The 14,868-nt window shown below is 70.9% G+C and carries 16 protein-coding genes; 7 read left to right on the top strand and 9 right to left on the bottom strand.

The features are described 5' to 3' along the window. Positions 1-94: 94 nt before the first annotated feature. Entirely contained in the window at positions 95-934 is an 840-nt protein-coding gene (locus ADL03_RS22920) for a LysR substrate-binding domain-containing protein (RefSeq protein ID WP_157529106.1), read from the bottom strand. Positions 935-1,016: 82 nt separating this feature from the next. Between ADL03_RS22920 and ADL03_RS22915 the strand changes: the two genes are divergently transcribed. Next, positions 1,017-1,883, top strand: coding sequence for an MBL fold metallo-hydrolase (locus ADL03_RS22915; protein WP_197288561.1), 867 nt, complete (start codon positions 1,017-1,019; stop codon positions 1,881-1,883). A gap of 63 nt (positions 1,884-1,946) precedes the next feature. Next, entirely contained in the window at positions 1,947-2,984 is a 1,038-nt protein-coding gene (locus ADL03_RS22910) for a chitinase (protein ID WP_053735555.1), read from the top strand. Here the strand turns inward: ADL03_RS22910 and ADL03_RS22905 are convergent. The 3 genes from ADL03_RS22905 to ADL03_RS22895 all read right to left on the bottom strand — a co-directional run bounded on the left by ADL03_RS22905 (position 2,981) and on the right by ADL03_RS22895 (position 5,831). Continuing rightward, on the bottom strand, positions 2,981-3,367 hold the full coding sequence (locus ADL03_RS22905) for an SgcJ/EcaC family oxidoreductase (RefSeq protein ID WP_053735554.1): 387 nt from the start codon (positions 3,365-3,367) through the stop codon (positions 2,981-2,983). The two genes, ADL03_RS22910 and ADL03_RS22905, sit on opposite strands and share 4 nt — an antisense overlap. A gap of 33 nt (positions 3,368-3,400) precedes the next feature. Beyond that, positions 3,401-4,675 carry an alpha/beta hydrolase gene (locus ADL03_RS22900; RefSeq protein ID WP_053735553.1) on the bottom strand — a complete coding sequence of 425 codons (1,275 nt, stop codon included), beginning with the start codon at positions 4,673-4,675 and terminating at the stop codon, positions 3,401-3,403. Between the two features lie 100 nt (positions 4,676-4,775). Continuing rightward, positions 4,776-5,831 (bottom strand): low specificity L-threonine aldolase, encoded by a 1,056-nt coding sequence (locus ADL03_RS22895; RefSeq protein ID WP_053735552.1) that lies wholly within the window; start codon positions 5,829-5,831, stop codon positions 4,776-4,778. Positions 5,832-5,922: 91 nt separating this feature from the next. Between ADL03_RS22895 and ADL03_RS22890 the strand changes: the two genes are divergently transcribed. Next, entirely contained in the window at positions 5,923-6,612 is a 690-nt protein-coding gene (locus tag ADL03_RS22890; protein WP_053735551.1) for a hypothetical protein, read from the top strand. A gap of 58 nt (positions 6,613-6,670) precedes the next feature. Next, complete coding sequence (locus ADL03_RS22885) at positions 6,671-7,294, top strand: hypothetical protein (RefSeq protein ID WP_157529104.1); 624 nt, start codon at positions 6,671-6,673, stop codon at positions 7,292-7,294. Between the two features lie 13 nt (positions 7,295-7,307). Here ADL03_RS22885 and ADL03_RS22880 read toward each other — a convergent pair whose 3' ends face one another. From ADL03_RS22880 to ADL03_RS22865, 4 genes are all read right to left on the bottom strand, one after another. Beyond that, on the bottom strand, positions 7,308-7,805 hold the full coding sequence (locus tag ADL03_RS22880; protein WP_053735549.1) for a hypothetical protein: 498 nt from the start codon (positions 7,803-7,805) through the stop codon (positions 7,308-7,310). Then, positions 7,802-9,271, bottom strand: a complete 1,470-nt coding sequence (locus ADL03_RS48585) for a helix-turn-helix transcriptional regulator (protein ID WP_197288560.1) — start codon at positions 9,269-9,271, stop codon at positions 7,802-7,804. The genes ADL03_RS22880 and ADL03_RS48585 overlap by 4 nt, the downstream gene beginning before the upstream one ends. A 239-nt stretch (positions 9,272-9,510) precedes the next feature. Continuing rightward, positions 9,511-9,879 carry a DUF779 domain-containing protein gene (locus tag ADL03_RS22870; protein ID WP_053735548.1) on the bottom strand — a complete coding sequence of 123 codons (369 nt, stop codon included), beginning with the start codon at positions 9,877-9,879 and terminating at the stop codon, positions 9,511-9,513. Beyond that, positions 9,879-11,402 carry an aldehyde dehydrogenase family protein gene (locus ADL03_RS22865; protein ID WP_053735547.1) on the bottom strand — a complete coding sequence of 508 codons (1,524 nt, stop codon included), beginning with the start codon at positions 11,400-11,402 and terminating at the stop codon, positions 9,879-9,881. Before ADL03_RS22865 ends, ADL03_RS22870 begins: the two co-directional genes overlap by 1 nt. A gap of 118 nt (positions 11,403-11,520) precedes the next feature. Between ADL03_RS22865 and ADL03_RS22860 the strand changes: the two genes are divergently transcribed. After that, complete coding sequence (locus ADL03_RS22860; protein ID WP_082373383.1) at positions 11,521-12,633, top strand: GAF domain-containing protein; 1,113 nt, start codon at positions 11,521-11,523, stop codon at positions 12,631-12,633. A 26-nt stretch (positions 12,634-12,659) separates the two neighbouring features. Then, positions 12,660-13,415, top strand: coding sequence for a hypothetical protein (locus tag ADL03_RS22855; RefSeq protein WP_053735545.1), 756 nt, complete (start codon positions 12,660-12,662; stop codon positions 13,413-13,415). 1 nt (position 13,416) lies between these two features. Here the strand turns inward: ADL03_RS22855 and ADL03_RS22850 are convergent, their stop codons facing one another. Next, positions 13,417-13,890 (bottom strand): hypothetical protein, encoded by a 474-nt coding sequence (locus tag ADL03_RS22850; RefSeq protein WP_053735544.1) that lies wholly within the window; start codon positions 13,888-13,890, stop codon positions 13,417-13,419. A 107-nt stretch (positions 13,891-13,997) separates the two neighbouring features. Between ADL03_RS22850 and ADL03_RS22845 the strand changes: the two genes are divergently transcribed. Next, positions 13,998-14,867: a PfkB family carbohydrate kinase gene (locus ADL03_RS22845; protein ID WP_231642136.1), complete on the top strand. Its 870-nt coding sequence runs from the start codon at positions 13,998-14,000 to the stop codon at positions 14,865-14,867. Position 14,868 lies beyond the last annotated feature (1 nt).

Raw genomic sequence — 14,868 nt, 5'->3', positions numbered from 1 at the left:
CCGCGCGATCGCCACCCGCTACGACAAGACCGCCCTGTCTTATCAAGCCATGATCGACCTGGCCACCCTCACCCTCTGGCTTTGAGGACAGGCCCTAGGAGTACGACGCGGCGGCGATCCGAACCAGTGAGCTGATCAACGGGTTCGGGTCGCCGCTCTGCCACGCCACGACCACGCGGCTGGGTGCCATGTCGGCGAGCGGCACGACGGTGAGCTCCGCCGGAGGCGTGTGGCCCAGCGGGGTCATGCCGACGGTTCCGTTCCACAGCACGGCCTGCAGGCATTCCTGCACGGCACGCACGGTGGGGCCCTCGCGTGGTTCGCCGCCGTGCCAGTAGCGCTGCCAGGCCGGGTCGGTGCCGTCGGGGAACCGGAACCAGCGGCGGCCGGCGAGGTCGGCCAGCCGCAGTTCCCCCTGCCGTGCCAGGGGATCGTCGGTGCGCAGCACCACGCCGACCGGGTCGTGGCGCAGCTCGTGCACCCGCAGGCCGGTCTCGTCGAACGGTGCCCTGGTCAGCGCGACGTCGACCAGCCCGGCCCGCAGGCCGCAGGTCGGGTCGGTGAGGTCGGTCTCGCGCACCAGCACCTCGACGTCCGGGTGCTGCCGCCGGAACGCGGCGGCCAGCCGGGTGGCGCCCCGGTCGGAGCTGTCGGCGAGCACGCCGATCGTGATCGTGGCGGCGCCCGTGACGCGGTCGCGCAGCCGGTCCGCCCTGGCCAGCAGGTCACGTGCCTCGGCGAGGAGCAGGGCGCCCGCGGCGGTGAGCGTGACGCCGGTGGGGGAGCGGTGCAGCAGCACGGTGCCCAGGTCGTGTTCCAGGAGCTTGATCGCGCGGCTGAGCGGCGGCTGGCTCATGTGCAACCGGGCGGCGGCGCGGCCGAAGTGGAGCTCCTCGCCGACGGCGACGAAGTACCGCAGGGTGCGCAGCTCCACGAGCAGCGACGATACCGGCCCGGTATCGGGTGTGCCGAGCCGGTCTTGGACACCGTGTCCACGGACGGGTGTGCTGGTGATCATGGAACTCAACGACCCGGTCGTACGGGTGGAAGGCGCGGTCGAGATCGCCCGCGACCTGCTGGTGGTCCCCAACGAGCGCGTGGGGCTCGTGCCGAACATCGGTGTCATCGGCGGCACGGAGGCCGTGCTCGTCGTCGACACCGGCCTCGGCGTCGAGAACGCCACGAAGGTGCTCGCGTTCGCGTCAGAGGTCGCGCGCGGCCGCCGGATCTACCTGACCACCACGCACTTCCACCCCGAGCACGCGTTCGGCGCGCAGGTGTTCGCCGGCGAGGCCACCTACCTGGTGAACCGCGCGCAGGCACTCGACCTCGAACGCAAGGGCGCCGGTTACCTGGAGATGTTCCGCGGGCTGGCCGACGTGGTCGCCCGCCGCCTCGAAGGCGTCGAGGTGCCGGTGCCGGACGTCGTCCACGACTCGTACGACCTGGACCTGGGCGGGCGCGTGGTGCGCCTGCGGGCCACCGGCCGCGGTCACACGCTGGGCGACCAGGTGGTGGAGGTGCCCGACGCCGGGGTGCTGTTCACCGGCGACCTCGCGGAGACCGGGCAGTTCGCGATCTTCCCGTGGTTCCCGCCGCACGACACCGACGTCTCCGGCCTCGCCTGGATCGGCGTGCTCGACCGGCTGATCGGCACGCGGCCGTCGGTCGTGGTGCCGGGGCACGGCGGGATCGGTGGCCCGGAGGTGCTCGCGGACGTGCGGTCCTACCTGGCCGAGCTGCGCGACGAGACGTGGCGCCGCCGCGGTTCGGAGCTGGTGGCGCAGGAGGTGCGGGAGGTGCTGGTCGCGCGGCACCCCGAGTGGGAGGGCCGCGAGTGGATCGCGCCCGGCGTCGCGTGCCTGTGCGCCGAGCACGACTAGAGGTCTGGACCATTTCGTGCTTGAATGACAGCGGGTCGCCGCCTGATCGCGAAAGGTGAGCGAATGTCCGCACGTTCGGTGTTGACAGCCCTGCTTCTGCTCATGACCGCCGTCCTGCTCCCGTCGACCGCCGCCCAGGCGGCCGACACGTGCGCCCTCAAGCCCCGCCCAGCCGGAAAAGTGCTGCAGGGCTACTGGGAGAACTGGGACGGCGCTTCGAACGGCGTGCACCCGCCGTTCGGCTGGACCCCCATCACCGACAGCCGCATCGCCCAGCACGGCCACAACGTGCTCAACGCGGCGTTCCCGGTGATCCGCTCCGACGGCACGGTGCTGTGGGAGGACGGCATGGACGCGGGCGTGAAGGTCGCGACCCCGGCCGAGATGTGCGCCGCGAAGGCCGCGGGCGCCACGATCCTGCTCTCCATCGGTGGTGCCGCGGCCGGGATCGACCTCAGCTCCACGGCCGTCGCCGACCGCTTCGTCGCGACCGTCGTGCCGATCCTGAAGAAGTACAACTTCGACGGCATCGACATCGACATCGAGACCGGCCTGGTCGGCGGCGGCAGCATCACCCAGCTCTCGCCGTCCCAGGCGAACCTGATCCGGATCATCGACGGCGTCCTCGCGGCGATGCCGGCCGGGTTCGGCCTGACGATGGCGCCGGAGACCGCCTACGTCACCGGTGGCAGCGTCGTCTACGGCTCGATCTGGGGCGCGTACCTGCCGATCATCAAGAAGTACGCCGACAACGGCCGCCTGTGGTGGCTGAACATGCAGTACTACAACGGTTCCATGTACGGCTGCGCCGGTGACAGCTACTCCGCCGGCACCGTGCAGGGCTTCGTGGCGCAGACCCAGTGCCTCAACAAGGGTCTCGTCGTGCAGGGCACCACGATCCGGGTGCCCTACGACAAGCAGGTGCCGGGCCTGCCCGCCCAGCCCGGCGCCGGTGGCGGGTACATGTCGCCGTCGCTGGTCGGGCAGGCGTGGAACGGCCTCGGTGGTCAGCTCAAGGGCCTGATGACGTGGTCGGTCAACTGGGACGGCTCCAAGGGCTGGACCTTCGGTGACAACGTGAAGCGACTGCAGGGCCGTTAGAGCACGATGGTGTTCTGCCCGGCCGCGATCCGCCACTCGCCGTCCTCTTTGGACAACAAGTAGAGCGGCGAACCCTCGTTCTGGCCGGTGATCGGCGTGCCGTCCGGCCGGACCGGGCGCTGGCGGATCTTGACCGCCGCCACGTCCGGCCGGATGAACAGCACGTGCGCCACCTCGTACGTGGCGGTCGCCTCCTTCGCCGCGCCGGGCAGCACCTGGCGGGTGAAGGAGGCGATCTCGTCGCGGCCGGTCAGCCGCTTGCCGTGCGCGGTCGTCCAGATCGCGTCCGCGCGGAAGAGCCCGATGAACTCCTCCGCGAGCTCGTTCTGCTGTGCGTGCTGCACGGTTGCGACGAGCTGCTCGATCTCTGTCGTGTCACTCATGCGGAGATCGTCTTACCTCCAGCGAGGTGGAGGTCAAGCCCGCGGTGCGACCCGCGACTCGTACGGCTTCGGCCGGTAGGACGGGTCGAAGAAGCAGCCCGTGCCGTACGTCGCGTCGTTGCGCGGGCACCTGGCGGCGACGCTGGACGGGCTCGGCCGCAGCCCGGTCTTCTCCCACCGCTCCAGCGACTGGATCGCCGAGGCGTACCCGGAGTCGCTCAGCGCGCTGTGCTCGGACTCCGTGGTGAACGTCTGCACGAGGTTCCACCACCGCCCGGCCTTGAGCACCTGCTGCCGGTAGGCCGACTCGTGCTCGACGAACGCCGTCGGGTCGCCGATCGCGTGCACCGACAGCACCGGGATGTCGATCTTGCCGGTGAGGTCGCTGTCGTGGACCAGCTCCGCGCGTGCCCGCGGATCGGGGGAGAACCGCTCGACACCGGCGTTGAGCGCCGCGTCGTCGTGCGAGCCCTGGTACCGCACACCCGCGTTGCTCCACGGGTTCCGCCCGCCGAGCCGGTTGTGGACGATGTCGCGGAACGTGAACGTCGCGAAGTTCAGGTGCGAGGCCAAGGTGGACTCGGGGATCTTCGTGACGGCGAGAATGTCGTTCAGCTTCTGCTGCTGTTCCGCGGTGCGGTTGCCCGTGGTGCCCAGGCACTCCTCGACCCGGCCGCGCAACCCGGCCGTGGTCATCGTGGAGTCCTTGCGCAGCCCCATCCACAGCGGGTACTGCGCTTCCGACGGGCGCGGGTGGTTGCCGCAGTAGTACTGGTAGACCACGCGCAGGTCGACCCGGTAGTCGTAGCCGCGCGAGCCGCCCGCGAGCACGCCGCTCGTGAGCAGCGCCGCGTCGTAATCCCGGTACAGCTCGATGGTCTTGGCCGCGACGTTGCCGCCCCACGACTGCCCGTGCAGGTACACCTTGCGCGGTTTCAGCATGGAGCCCGCCAGCTTGCGCAGGTTGTCGGTGTCCTCGGCGGCCATGCGCGTGCCGTATCCGCCACGCCGGTAGGACGTGCCCGCCCAGGCGTAGCCCTCCTTCACCATGACGGCCCAGCGGTTCAGGTCGTCACGCGTGCGCTCGGGCGTGGGGTCGCCGAGGTCGGGTCCGCCGTGCGAGTGCACGACCAGCGTCTTGTTCCAGTGCTTCGGCACGGCGATCGTGTAGTACGCGCCGTTCGCGTCCCGGCCCTCGTAGCAGGAGGTGTCGGCGGGGACGTTCGCCGGGCACGGCGCCGTCGGAGGCAGGTGCACGGGCGTCGTGACGCTCGCGGCGGCGAGAGCGAATGCCAGCAGGACGTTCATGGCTGGGATCGTCAGCCCGCCGCCGGTTGTGGTCCAGCTCACCCAGGCAAACTTGGGACTTCCCTGACGTTGTGGTTGGGACCGGCCCCCGTCCCGGTGCTCACACGCCGAGCTCCTCGCGGATCACGGCGACGAACCGGTCCACATCGGACTCGGTGGTGTCCCACGCGGTCATCCAGCGCACCTCGCCCCGCGCCCGGTCCCAGTCGTAGAACCGCACCCGCTCGCGGATCCGGTCCGCCACCTCGATCGGCAACGTCACGAACAGCGCGTTCGCCGCGGTCTCCTGCGTGAACCCCAGACCGGGCACGGACTCCAGCGCGGCGCGCAACCGGGCCGCCATCGCGTTCGCGTGCGCGGCGGACCGCACGCCCAGGTCGTCGTCGAACAGGGCGAGCAGCTGCACGGACGCGAACCGCATCTTGCTCGGCAGCTGCATCATGAGCTTGCGCAGGTAGCGCAGACCGGTCGCACGATCGGGGTCGAGCACCACCACGGCCTCCACGCCCAGCAGACCGGCCTTCGTGCCACCGAGGCTGACGACGTCCACGCCCGCGTCGGTGGTGAACTCGCGGAACGGCACCCCGAGCGCCGCCGCCGCGTTCCACAGCCGGGCGCCGTCGACGTGCACCGCCATGCCGCGCTCGTGGGCGAAGTCGCAGAGCGCGCGCAGCTCGCCGGGCGTGTAGAGCGTGCCCATCTCGGTGGTCTGCGAGACGCTCACGGCCAACGGCTGCGCGCGGTGCTCGTTGCCCCACCCGAACGCCTGCGTCGCGACCAGCTCCGGCGTCAGCTTGCCGTCCGGGGTGGGCACGGTCAGCACCTTGAGCCCCGCCATCCGCTCCGGCGCACCGCCCTCGTCGACGTTGATGTGCGCGGTGGCGGCCGCGACCACGGCACCCCAGCGCGGCAGCACGCTGGTGAGCGCCATGACGTTCGCACCGGTGCCGTTGAAGACCGGGAACACCTCCGCGCGCTCACCGAACCGCTCGCGCACGACCTCCCGCAGCCGCTCGGTGTAGACGTCGTCGCCGTAGGACACCTGGTGCCCGCCGTTGGCCGCGCCGATCGCGGCGAGCACCTCCGGGTGCACCCCGGCGTAGTTGTCACTGGCGAAGGCACGCAGGCCGGCGTCGTGCAGCGAGTCGATCGTCATGGCGGCCACGGTAGCTCCCGGTGCCGTTTTCTGTCGGTGGTGCCCTCTACGGTGAGGTGGACGAGGCGTTGCGCGAGCAAGGGGAACCCGGATGTCCGAGCATCTCATCGAGGACCTGGTGGCGGACTCGGTCGTGGTCCTGGATGGACACACCGAGCCGGGTGACCCGCGCGTCCGCGACTGGTTCGCGGCGCTGTACGCGTTCGAGAGCGGCTTCGACTGCTCGTTCACGCGGTTCCGGGTGCTGGACGCCCTGCTGCGCCGTGGCCACACGTACCGCTTTCCCGTGGAACGCCATCCCGACCACGCGTCGCACCCGGCGTACTTCGCCGCGCTGACTCCCTTACGTGAGTTCGACGAGGACGCGCCGGACTTCGCCGGGTACGGGTCCTGGCTGGAGGACGGGTACGTCGACCCGCCGTGGCTGTACTGCGACGCCGGCACCGACCTGTGGCGCCGCATGGTGGCGGCCGGTGAGCTCCGCGGCCCCGACACCGTGCCGTTGCGCCGCACCCCGCTCGTGGAGGTGGTCGGGGAGATCGCCGTGGCCGCCGAGGAGAAGCAGGACCGCGAGCTGGTCGGGCTGTGGTACGCGTTCGGCTGCGAGGCGCTCGTCGGCGGCATGATCCTCGACGTCGACGAGCTGGCATCGATGCCGGCGGTGCGGGAGCTGCGTGCTGTCGTGCGCCGAACCGATGCGCTGTCCATCGCACGGGAGTCGCCCTACGCCTGTCCGGCGGAGTCCGGCGATGATCTCGAAGCTTGGTGGTGGCGGCTGTAGTCCGGTTCGGTGTGGTGGAGCGTCGAGAAGGGGGAGGATCGTGTCGGACAGTTTCCTGGTGGCTGCTCGGATTCCGATGTCACGGGAGGGGTTCGAAGCGTGGCTGGGCACGCCGGTGGCGGACGTGGGGGTGATCGAGAACCCCGCCGAGATGTTCGACGGGTGGCTGTGGACCGGCCGTCGGGCGGACACCGGGTGGGAGTCCGTCGGCGGCATGACACCGCGGGAGTTCTTCGCGGACAGGGTCGAGGCCTCCGCAGGCGGTGACTGCGGCGTCCTGCTGTACCGCGACGGGGCGCTGGAGGCGTACCTGTTCCACCTGGGATACGTGCGGTGGAGCGTCCACACGGCCCTGCTGATGCTTGCCGCGGCAGGGGAGTTCAAGTCCGAGCCTGAGGAGGACACGGTGTTGTTCTGGGCCGAGACCGGCGCCAACCTCTGGCCCGCCGACGCCACCGGCTGGCTCTCGGTGCTGTCCGTGCGCAAGGACGGGGCGCGGTTCGTCGCCACACGGGACCTGACCGACGTGGTGGCGGGGCTGCGGCCGGTCGAGAGCCGGTTCTTCGAGCTGATCGAGCGGTTGGCGGGGGAGGAGGAGCAGGACTCCGACGACTTCCGTCCGGCGGCACCGCGCGATCCCGCGTTCACGGACCCGTCGGTTCTCCAGGGATCAGCGCGGTAGAGCGACCTGCGGGCTATGACGTCGTGGTCTCCTTCTGGAACACGGCCAACGCCGTGGCCGCCCGCCGCACCGGGATGGAGTCGCCCTCCAGTTCTCGGAGCACGCGCAGCAGGTCGTCGAGGCCCGCGTCGTAGTGCAGGCAGGTGTGGACGAGCTCGACCACCTGGAGCCGGGCGCGCGGCTGGTGCGGTACCGAGGAGGAGATCTCCGGCCGCAGCCGGGACAGCAGGAGTCTGCGGCCGGCCTCGTCCCGCACGCACGGCACCGCGAGCAGCGCGCTGACCAGGTCCGCGAAAGCGTTGCCGGTCCTCGGTTGTGGAGGCGGCATGGTCGCGTAGACGTGCACGCCGCCGTTGATGGTCTCCGCCTGCACCGCGACGCTTTCGCCGACCGTGTCGCCGGTGGCCGAGCGGGACGTCCCGCGCTTGCGCCGCTTCCTGCTCGCCACGTATGCGACCACCAGCAGGGGGACGACCGCAGCCAGCACCAGCAGGGTGTCCACGCGGGTCACCGGGCGAGGCTGCGCAGATCGGCGATCGCCGCACTGAGACGGGCTTTCACCGCGTCGTTCACAGGTTTGCCGACGAGCACCTGCCGAGCCCAGGACAGCTGCGCGGCAACTGCCTCGCGGCAGGAGCCGCCGCCGTACTGGAGGTCGAGAGCACGCAGAGCGCGGGTGGCCGCTTCGACCTGCCGCACGTCAGCCGGAGTCTGTGTGGGGTGTGAGACCCACGACCCGGAGTCCGCTCCGAACACGGCCGCGCCGACTGTCACGGCGGCGGCGTGCGCGAGGAACTTCCGCCGCCGCACCGACTCCTCGTCATCGGGACGAGACGTGCCCGCGGCGGCGGCAACTCTCACCGCGGTCGTCTCGTCATACGCGAGGCCCATGGACCCACTGGGCACACCCAGGCCGACTGCGATCCTGGTGAGGACGTCATAGGCCATGACCTGGCGTCCCTTGAGGATCTCCGAGACCTCGGACTGCGACTGGCCGGTGAGCGCCGCGATCTGGCGCTGGGACACACCGTGCCGTCGGAGCAGCCGGTAGACCGAGCTGATCTCCCGCCGGGCCAGCGCGTCCCGCATCTCCTGCTGGTCCCACACCTCGGCGAGAATGGGCTGGATGTGCGCCGGTGCGGCCGCCGCCAGTTCGGCCGCGAGCATCTCGGACGTCGTCGCGTCCGAACAGGTGACTGCGACCCCCCGCAGTGCGCCGGGCAACTGACAGGTCACGACCGTGGTGCCGGCGATCCCGCACAGTGGGTCTTCGAGCGTGTCCGACACGCTCGCCGACGTCGGGCCGCCTCGCCAGTACAGCAGCAGCGACCTGCCGTGCACTTGGACGTCGAGCCAGGTTACGTCACTCCACATCGGCACGCGGCGGAGCACCGCGCTCATCAGGACGTCGGACTCGGTGTGGTGGTGCTGGAGGGGCGCGGCCTCTGCCTGGTGCAGCTCGGCGGCTCTGCCCAGCCACGCCGTCGTCCGGTCACGCCGGATCCAGTGCTCGGCTTCCCGCCAGCGTTCTCTCGTGACGCCCTTGAGCCGCACGACGGGCTCGGCGGACTCCTTGCCGCCGATCAGGACCAGGTCGACGTGCTTGCGGTCCGGCCGCACGCGGAGGCCGGGGATCCCGGTGACCCGCCCGTTCGCGATCGACGGCAGCGCGGCCGCCACGAACAGGCAGAGCGCTCGCTGGTCGATCTCCAAGGTGAGCATGCGCCGGCTCGGGCACACCTGCTTGATCAGCGCGGCACCGGCCGAACCCGAGTGCTGGTAGCCGAGCAGTGCGACTGTGTGCGTCCAGACGCGCAGCAGTGCGGCCTCCAGCTCGACCTGCTCGCGGCTGGCCGGCACGGGCATCAGCGGCCCCGGCTCGTCCCGCAGCTGGTCCTGCACGGTCCAAGCGGACTCGCCGGTGCACCGGCGGCGCTGGGCGATTCGATCCGGACGTGGGATCAGGGGGTCGCTCATGACGACGATCCTCCGCAGGCGCTTCCCGGCCAGCGCTGCTGAGATCGTGAGGTCAACCCTCGGGCAGCGTGAAGTGGTCAGATGCGGTGCACACCCCTGGGTGTACTTGGAGGCACCCACTCCAGCCGGGCTGCGGAGGAGCCTCCTCGGCGGCCGCGGCCACCGAGGAGGAAAACTACAACAGCGGCTGCTTCGAGCGATATCAACTTCGGCCGTGGCCACCTGATCGGGTGATCGCCCTACAGCTCCTCGTCGGTCAACAGCCGCGACCTGACCAGGAACCGCACCCCGAGCGGTGCCTCCAGTGAGAACCCGCTCCCACGCCCCTTCACGACGTCGATCGTCAGGTGCGTGTGGCTCCAGTACTCGAACTGCGCGGCGGACATCCACACCGGCACCGAGAACGCGTCGGACTCCGGGCCGGACGAGACGGCGAGGTCCCCGAGGTGCACGTCCGACCCGCCGGTGCGGAACTCGCCCGCCGGGTAGCACATCGGTGCCGAGCCGTCGCAGCAGCCGCCGGACTGGTGGAACATCAGCTCCCCGTGCGACGCCCGGAGGCGGCGGAGCAGGTCCGCCGCCTCCGGGGTCAGGTCGACCCGTGCCATCAGAAGAAGCCCTGTGCGTTCTGCGAGTAGCTGACCAGCAGGTTCTTGGTCTGCTGGTAGTGGTCGAGCATGACGCGGTGGTTCTCGCGGCCGATGCCGGACTGCTTGTAGCCGCCGAACGCGGCGTGGGCGGGGTAGGCGTGGTAGTTGTTCACCCAGACGCGGCCGGCCTGGATGTCGCGGCCGGCGCGGTAGGCGGTGCCGCCGTCGCGGGACCAGACGCCGGCGCCCAGGCCGTAGAGGGTGTCGTTGGCGGTCTTCATCGCGTCGTCGTAGTCGGAGAACGAGGTCACGGCGACGACCGGGCCGAAGATCTCCTCCTGGAAGACGCGCATCTTGTTGTCGCCCTCCAGGACCGTCGGGGTGACGTAGTAGCCGCCGGAGAGCTCGCCGCCGAGGTCCGCCCGTTCGCCGCCGGTCAGGACGCGGGCGCCCTCCTGCTTGCCGATGTCGATGTAGGACAGGATCTTCTCCAGCTGGTCGTTGGAGGCCTGGGCGCCGATCATCGTCTCGGTGTCGAGGGGGTTGCCCTGCTTGATCGCGCGGGTGCGTTCGACGGCGTCGCCGAGGAAGTCGGAGTAGATCGAGTCCTGGATCAGCGCGCGGGACGGGCAGGTGCAGACCTCGCCCTGGTTGAGCGCGAACATCGTGAAGCCTTCGAGCGCCTTGTCGTAGAAGGCGTCGCGGGAGGCCGCCACGTCGGCGAAGAACACGTTGGGCGACTTGCCGCCGAGCTCCAGCGTCACCGGGATGATGTTCTCGCTGGCGTACTGCATGATCAGGCGGCCGGTGGTGGTCTCGCCGGTGAACGCGACCTTCGCGACGCGGCGGGAGGACGCGAGGGGCTTGCCCGCCTCGACGCCGAAGCCGTTGACGACGTTCACGACACCGGGTGGCAGCAGGTCGGCGATGAGCTCCATCAGCACGTGGATCGACGCCGGGGTCTGCTCGGCGGGCTTGAGCACGACCGCGTTGCCGGCGGCCAGGGCCGGTGCGAGCTTCCACGTGGCCATGAGCAGCGGGAAGTTCCACGGGATGATCTGGGCGACGACGCCCAGCGGCTCGTGGAAGTGGTAGGCGACCAGGTCCTCGTCGATCTGCGAGATGCCGCCCTCCTGGGCGCGGATCACGCCGGCGAAGTAGCGGAAGTGGTCCACGGCCAGCGGCAGGTCGGCGGCCAGGGTCTCGCGGACGGGCTTGCCGTTCTCCCAGCTCTCGGCCACGGCGAGCGCTTCGAGGTTCTCCTCGATGCGGTCCGCGATCCGGTTGAGCACCAGGGCGCGGTCGGCGGGGGAGGTCTTGCCCCACGCGCGGGCGGCGCCGTGGGCGGCGTCCAGGGCGCGCTCGACGTCCTCCGCGGTGCCGCGGGCGATCTCGGTGAACTCCTCACCGGTCACCGGGGTCGGGTTGGCGAAGTACTCGCCCTTCGCGGGAGGGACGTACTCGCCGCCGATGAAGTGGTCGTACCGGTCGCGGTACGTCACCACGCTGCCGGGCTGACCTGGGGCCGCGTACTTCGTCATCGTCTCGCCTCCCGCGTCGTTGCGAACAGGGCACTGACGTTAGGCAGGGCAACGTTTCATCGACGTTGCATCCGAAAGGAGTAGTCACGGGTGCGCCGGGGCCCGTCATCCTGGACGGATGGAGCGTCGCGAAGTGGCGCGGCCGGAGATCGCCGAGTCCTGGCGACGGTCCCTCGCGGCCAGCGTCGACCCGGACCGGCACGAGGCGCCGGTGGTGCTGGAACCGGCCGAGGTCGCCGACCTGCGCGGCGAACACCCGCTGGCCGCCGCCGTGCCGTTGCTGCGGCACACCCTCGCGATGGACGAGACGATCATGATCGTCACCGACACCGCGGGCACGATCCTGTGGTGCGAGGGCGACAACAAGACGAGGCACACCGCCGAGCGCGTCCACCTGACCGAGGGCTCGCGGTGGAGCGAGGAGGTCATCGGCACGAACGCGATGGGTACGGCACTCGCGACCGGCCGTCCGGTGACGGTGCACTCCCACGAGCACCTGGTGCGCAGGTACCACACGTGGACGTGCGCGGCGAGCCCGATCCGCGACCCGCACACCGGCACGTTGCTGGGCGTGGTCGACGTGAGCGGCCCGCTGAAGACCATGCACCCGGCGGTCGCCCCGCTCGTGTCCGCCGCCGCGCAGCTCGCGGAGCACCACCTGCGCACGCACCTGCGGCCGCGCAGACCGGTGCTGTCGCTGAACTTCCTCGGCGGTGTCGCCGCGACGCTCGACGGCCGCCCGCTGGCGCTGACGCTGCGCAACGCCGAGGTGCTCACGGCGCTCGCGTTGCACCCGCGCGGCCTCACCGCGGAACAGCTGGCGTTGCAGCTCTACGGCGAGCGCGGCAACCCGACGACGGTCCGCGCCGAGCTGCACCGGTTGCGCGCCCAGCTCGGCACCGTGCTGCTGACCAGGCCGTACCGCCTCGACGCCGAGCTGAGCGGCGACTTCCTGGACGTGCGCACGGCGTTGCGCGAGGGCCGGTCCGTCGCCGCCTACCCCGGTGACCTGCTGGCCCGCTCGGACGCGCCGGTCGTGCGGGAGGAACGCGACGACCTGGCCGCGGCACTGCGCAGGCAGGCGCTCGACGCCGGGGACGTCGACGCGCTGATGTCGTTCGCGGACAGCGTGGAGGATGCCGAAGTGCTCGAACGGCTGCACCTGCTGCTCCCGGCCACCGACCCGCGGCACGCACTGGTTTCCTCGCGCCTGCGCCGCGCGTTGCAATAGGCTTCCCCGCGGGGGAGGACGACGACGTGAAGCAGTGCATCAACTGCATGACCAGGTTGCCGCGCAAGGAACTCCAGGAAGTCGCCTGGTGCCGGCTGTGCGCGCCGTGCCGGCAGGTGACCGCCGACCAGATGAAGCTGCTGCACGACCGGCCCGGTGGCGCCGACGTGCAGATCTACCGGTGCGGCTGGTGCGGCACAACGCGGTCGTGCGGACCGGGTTTCCGCACGCGGTGCCTGGTGTGCCTGGACGACCGGTCGGTGCCGGACCCGGCGGTGCAGCGGATCGCGGCCCGGCTGGACCTGACCGGGACGTGGCGGGAGAACTCCGAGCTGATCGCCGCCACCACGGTGAAGATCCGGCTCGCGAAGTACGAGCAGCCCGGCTGGACCGTGCTCGCCACGGACGTGCACGGGTTGCCGTGGACGGGTTTTCGCTGGCTGACGAAGTCGCACGGCACGTGGGGCCGCAACGACGACAGCGGCGAAGTCGCGTTGCTGCGCAAGCGTTCGCGGCCCGAGGAGACCCAGCTGCTGTACCTGGTGCGGTACGGCAAGGTGCTCAAGTTCGGCCGCGGTCCGGCGGAACGGGTGCACGGCCACGTGCGGCACGGCGCGGTACCGGTGCTCGTGCTGTCCGGCCGCAGGCAGGAGGTCGCGGTCGCACGTGACCGGCTGAAACGCCTGCACCACAGCGAGCTGGTCTCGCAACGCGCGCCCGTCGACCTGTTCGCCGTGCTGCCCGACGGCGAGGACGTGACGGACCGGTTCACCCGCAGCTGAGTCAGTCGGTCGCGAAGTCGCGCCCGCGAACGGGATGCGGTGACGTGTGCACGAACCGGCCCATGGGCGCGAGAGAGTGCGTCGACGCGTGGGTGAGGCCGAACACGGAAGCGAACATCTCACGCGCGCCGAGCACGGTCCGCTTCAGCGCCGCGGACTTGTGGGCCCGCAACGAGAACGCCTCGGCCCGGTTCAGCACGTGGACCCGCGGCAACGTGACCACCACGTCGTAGGAGGCCGGGTCGGGGAGCTCGGGGCAGAGCCGGGCCGGGTGACCGTTGGCGGAGGCGAAGTGCAGCAGTGCGGACTCCGCGCGCTGTCCCGCGGGCAAGGTGGTCGCGAGCACGGCCTGGCGTTCCGCGAGCGCCCTGCGGTGGGCGCGGAGCTGCTCCTTGAACGCCGCGCGCTCGTGGCCGGGGTGGAAGGCGCGCCGCTGTCGCTTGATCTGGGTCAGTTCAGCGAGGTGTCGCATCACCTGGCCAGTATGCGGTGGCGCGCAAGCACAATTCGACGTTGTGCGGCCGCTTGTCCAGGCCGCGTCGTCAGCCCGATCAGCTGCACACGGAAGTGTGAGCAGACTTCGTGTCGGCTGGGTACCCCGCCGCCGTGGACAACATCGTCGTGGTGGGGCAGATAGCGCGCGACCTGGTGCTCGTCGTGGACGAGGTGCCGGACAGCGGTGGCACGAGCCAGGTGCGGCAGCGCCGCGAGATGCTCGGTGGCAAGGGCGCGAACATCTCGGTCGGCCTCGCCCAGCTCGGTGCCGCGGTCGAGCTGGTCGGTGTCGTCGGGACGGACGACGTCGGCGAACGGCTGGTCGCGCGGGCGGCGGCGGACGGGATCGGCACCGGGCACGTGGCGCGGCGGGGTGAGTCCGCGTTGATCGTCGACCTCGTGGCGGACGGGTGGCGGTACCTGGAGCACCTGCCGGAGCCGCTCACCGAGGAGGACCTGCCGCTCGACGTGATCGCCGGTGCCAAGGCCGTCGTCGTGCAGCTGCAGCAACCGCCCGACGTGGCGCTCAGGGCCGCGCGGTCGGCGCGTGGGCTGGTGGTGCTCGACGGCGCACCGGAGGAGCACGCCGGAGAGCTGCTGGCCCGCGCGGACGTCCTGCGCGCCGACCACCAGGAGGCGGAGCTGCTCACCGGCCGGAAGATCACGACCACCGACGACGCGCTGGCGGCGGCCCGTGCGCTCGAAGGGCCGGGGTTCGTGGCCTTCGCGGTCAACGGCGAGGGCAACGTGTTCGTGTGGGACGGCGGCGAGCTCGTGCTGCCGCTGGACGACGCCGAGGTCGTGGACACGACCGGAGGAGGAGACGCGTTCGTCGCCGCGTTGACCTACGCGCTCACGAACGGTGCCACGCCCGATGAGGCCGCACGGCTCGCTGTGAAGGCATCGGGTGACACGGTCACGCGACCGGGTGGGCGACCGGAGCTGGGGCGGCTGTGAG

Origin of the sequence: Nocardia sp. NRRL S-836 (assembly GCF_001279525.1) — a bacterium.
Classification (GTDB): domain Bacteria; phylum Actinomycetota; class Actinomycetes; order Mycobacteriales; family Pseudonocardiaceae; genus Lentzea.
Note: the sequence above shows the minus strand (reverse complement) of the source record. Positions and strands in the feature narration are given on the sequence as shown.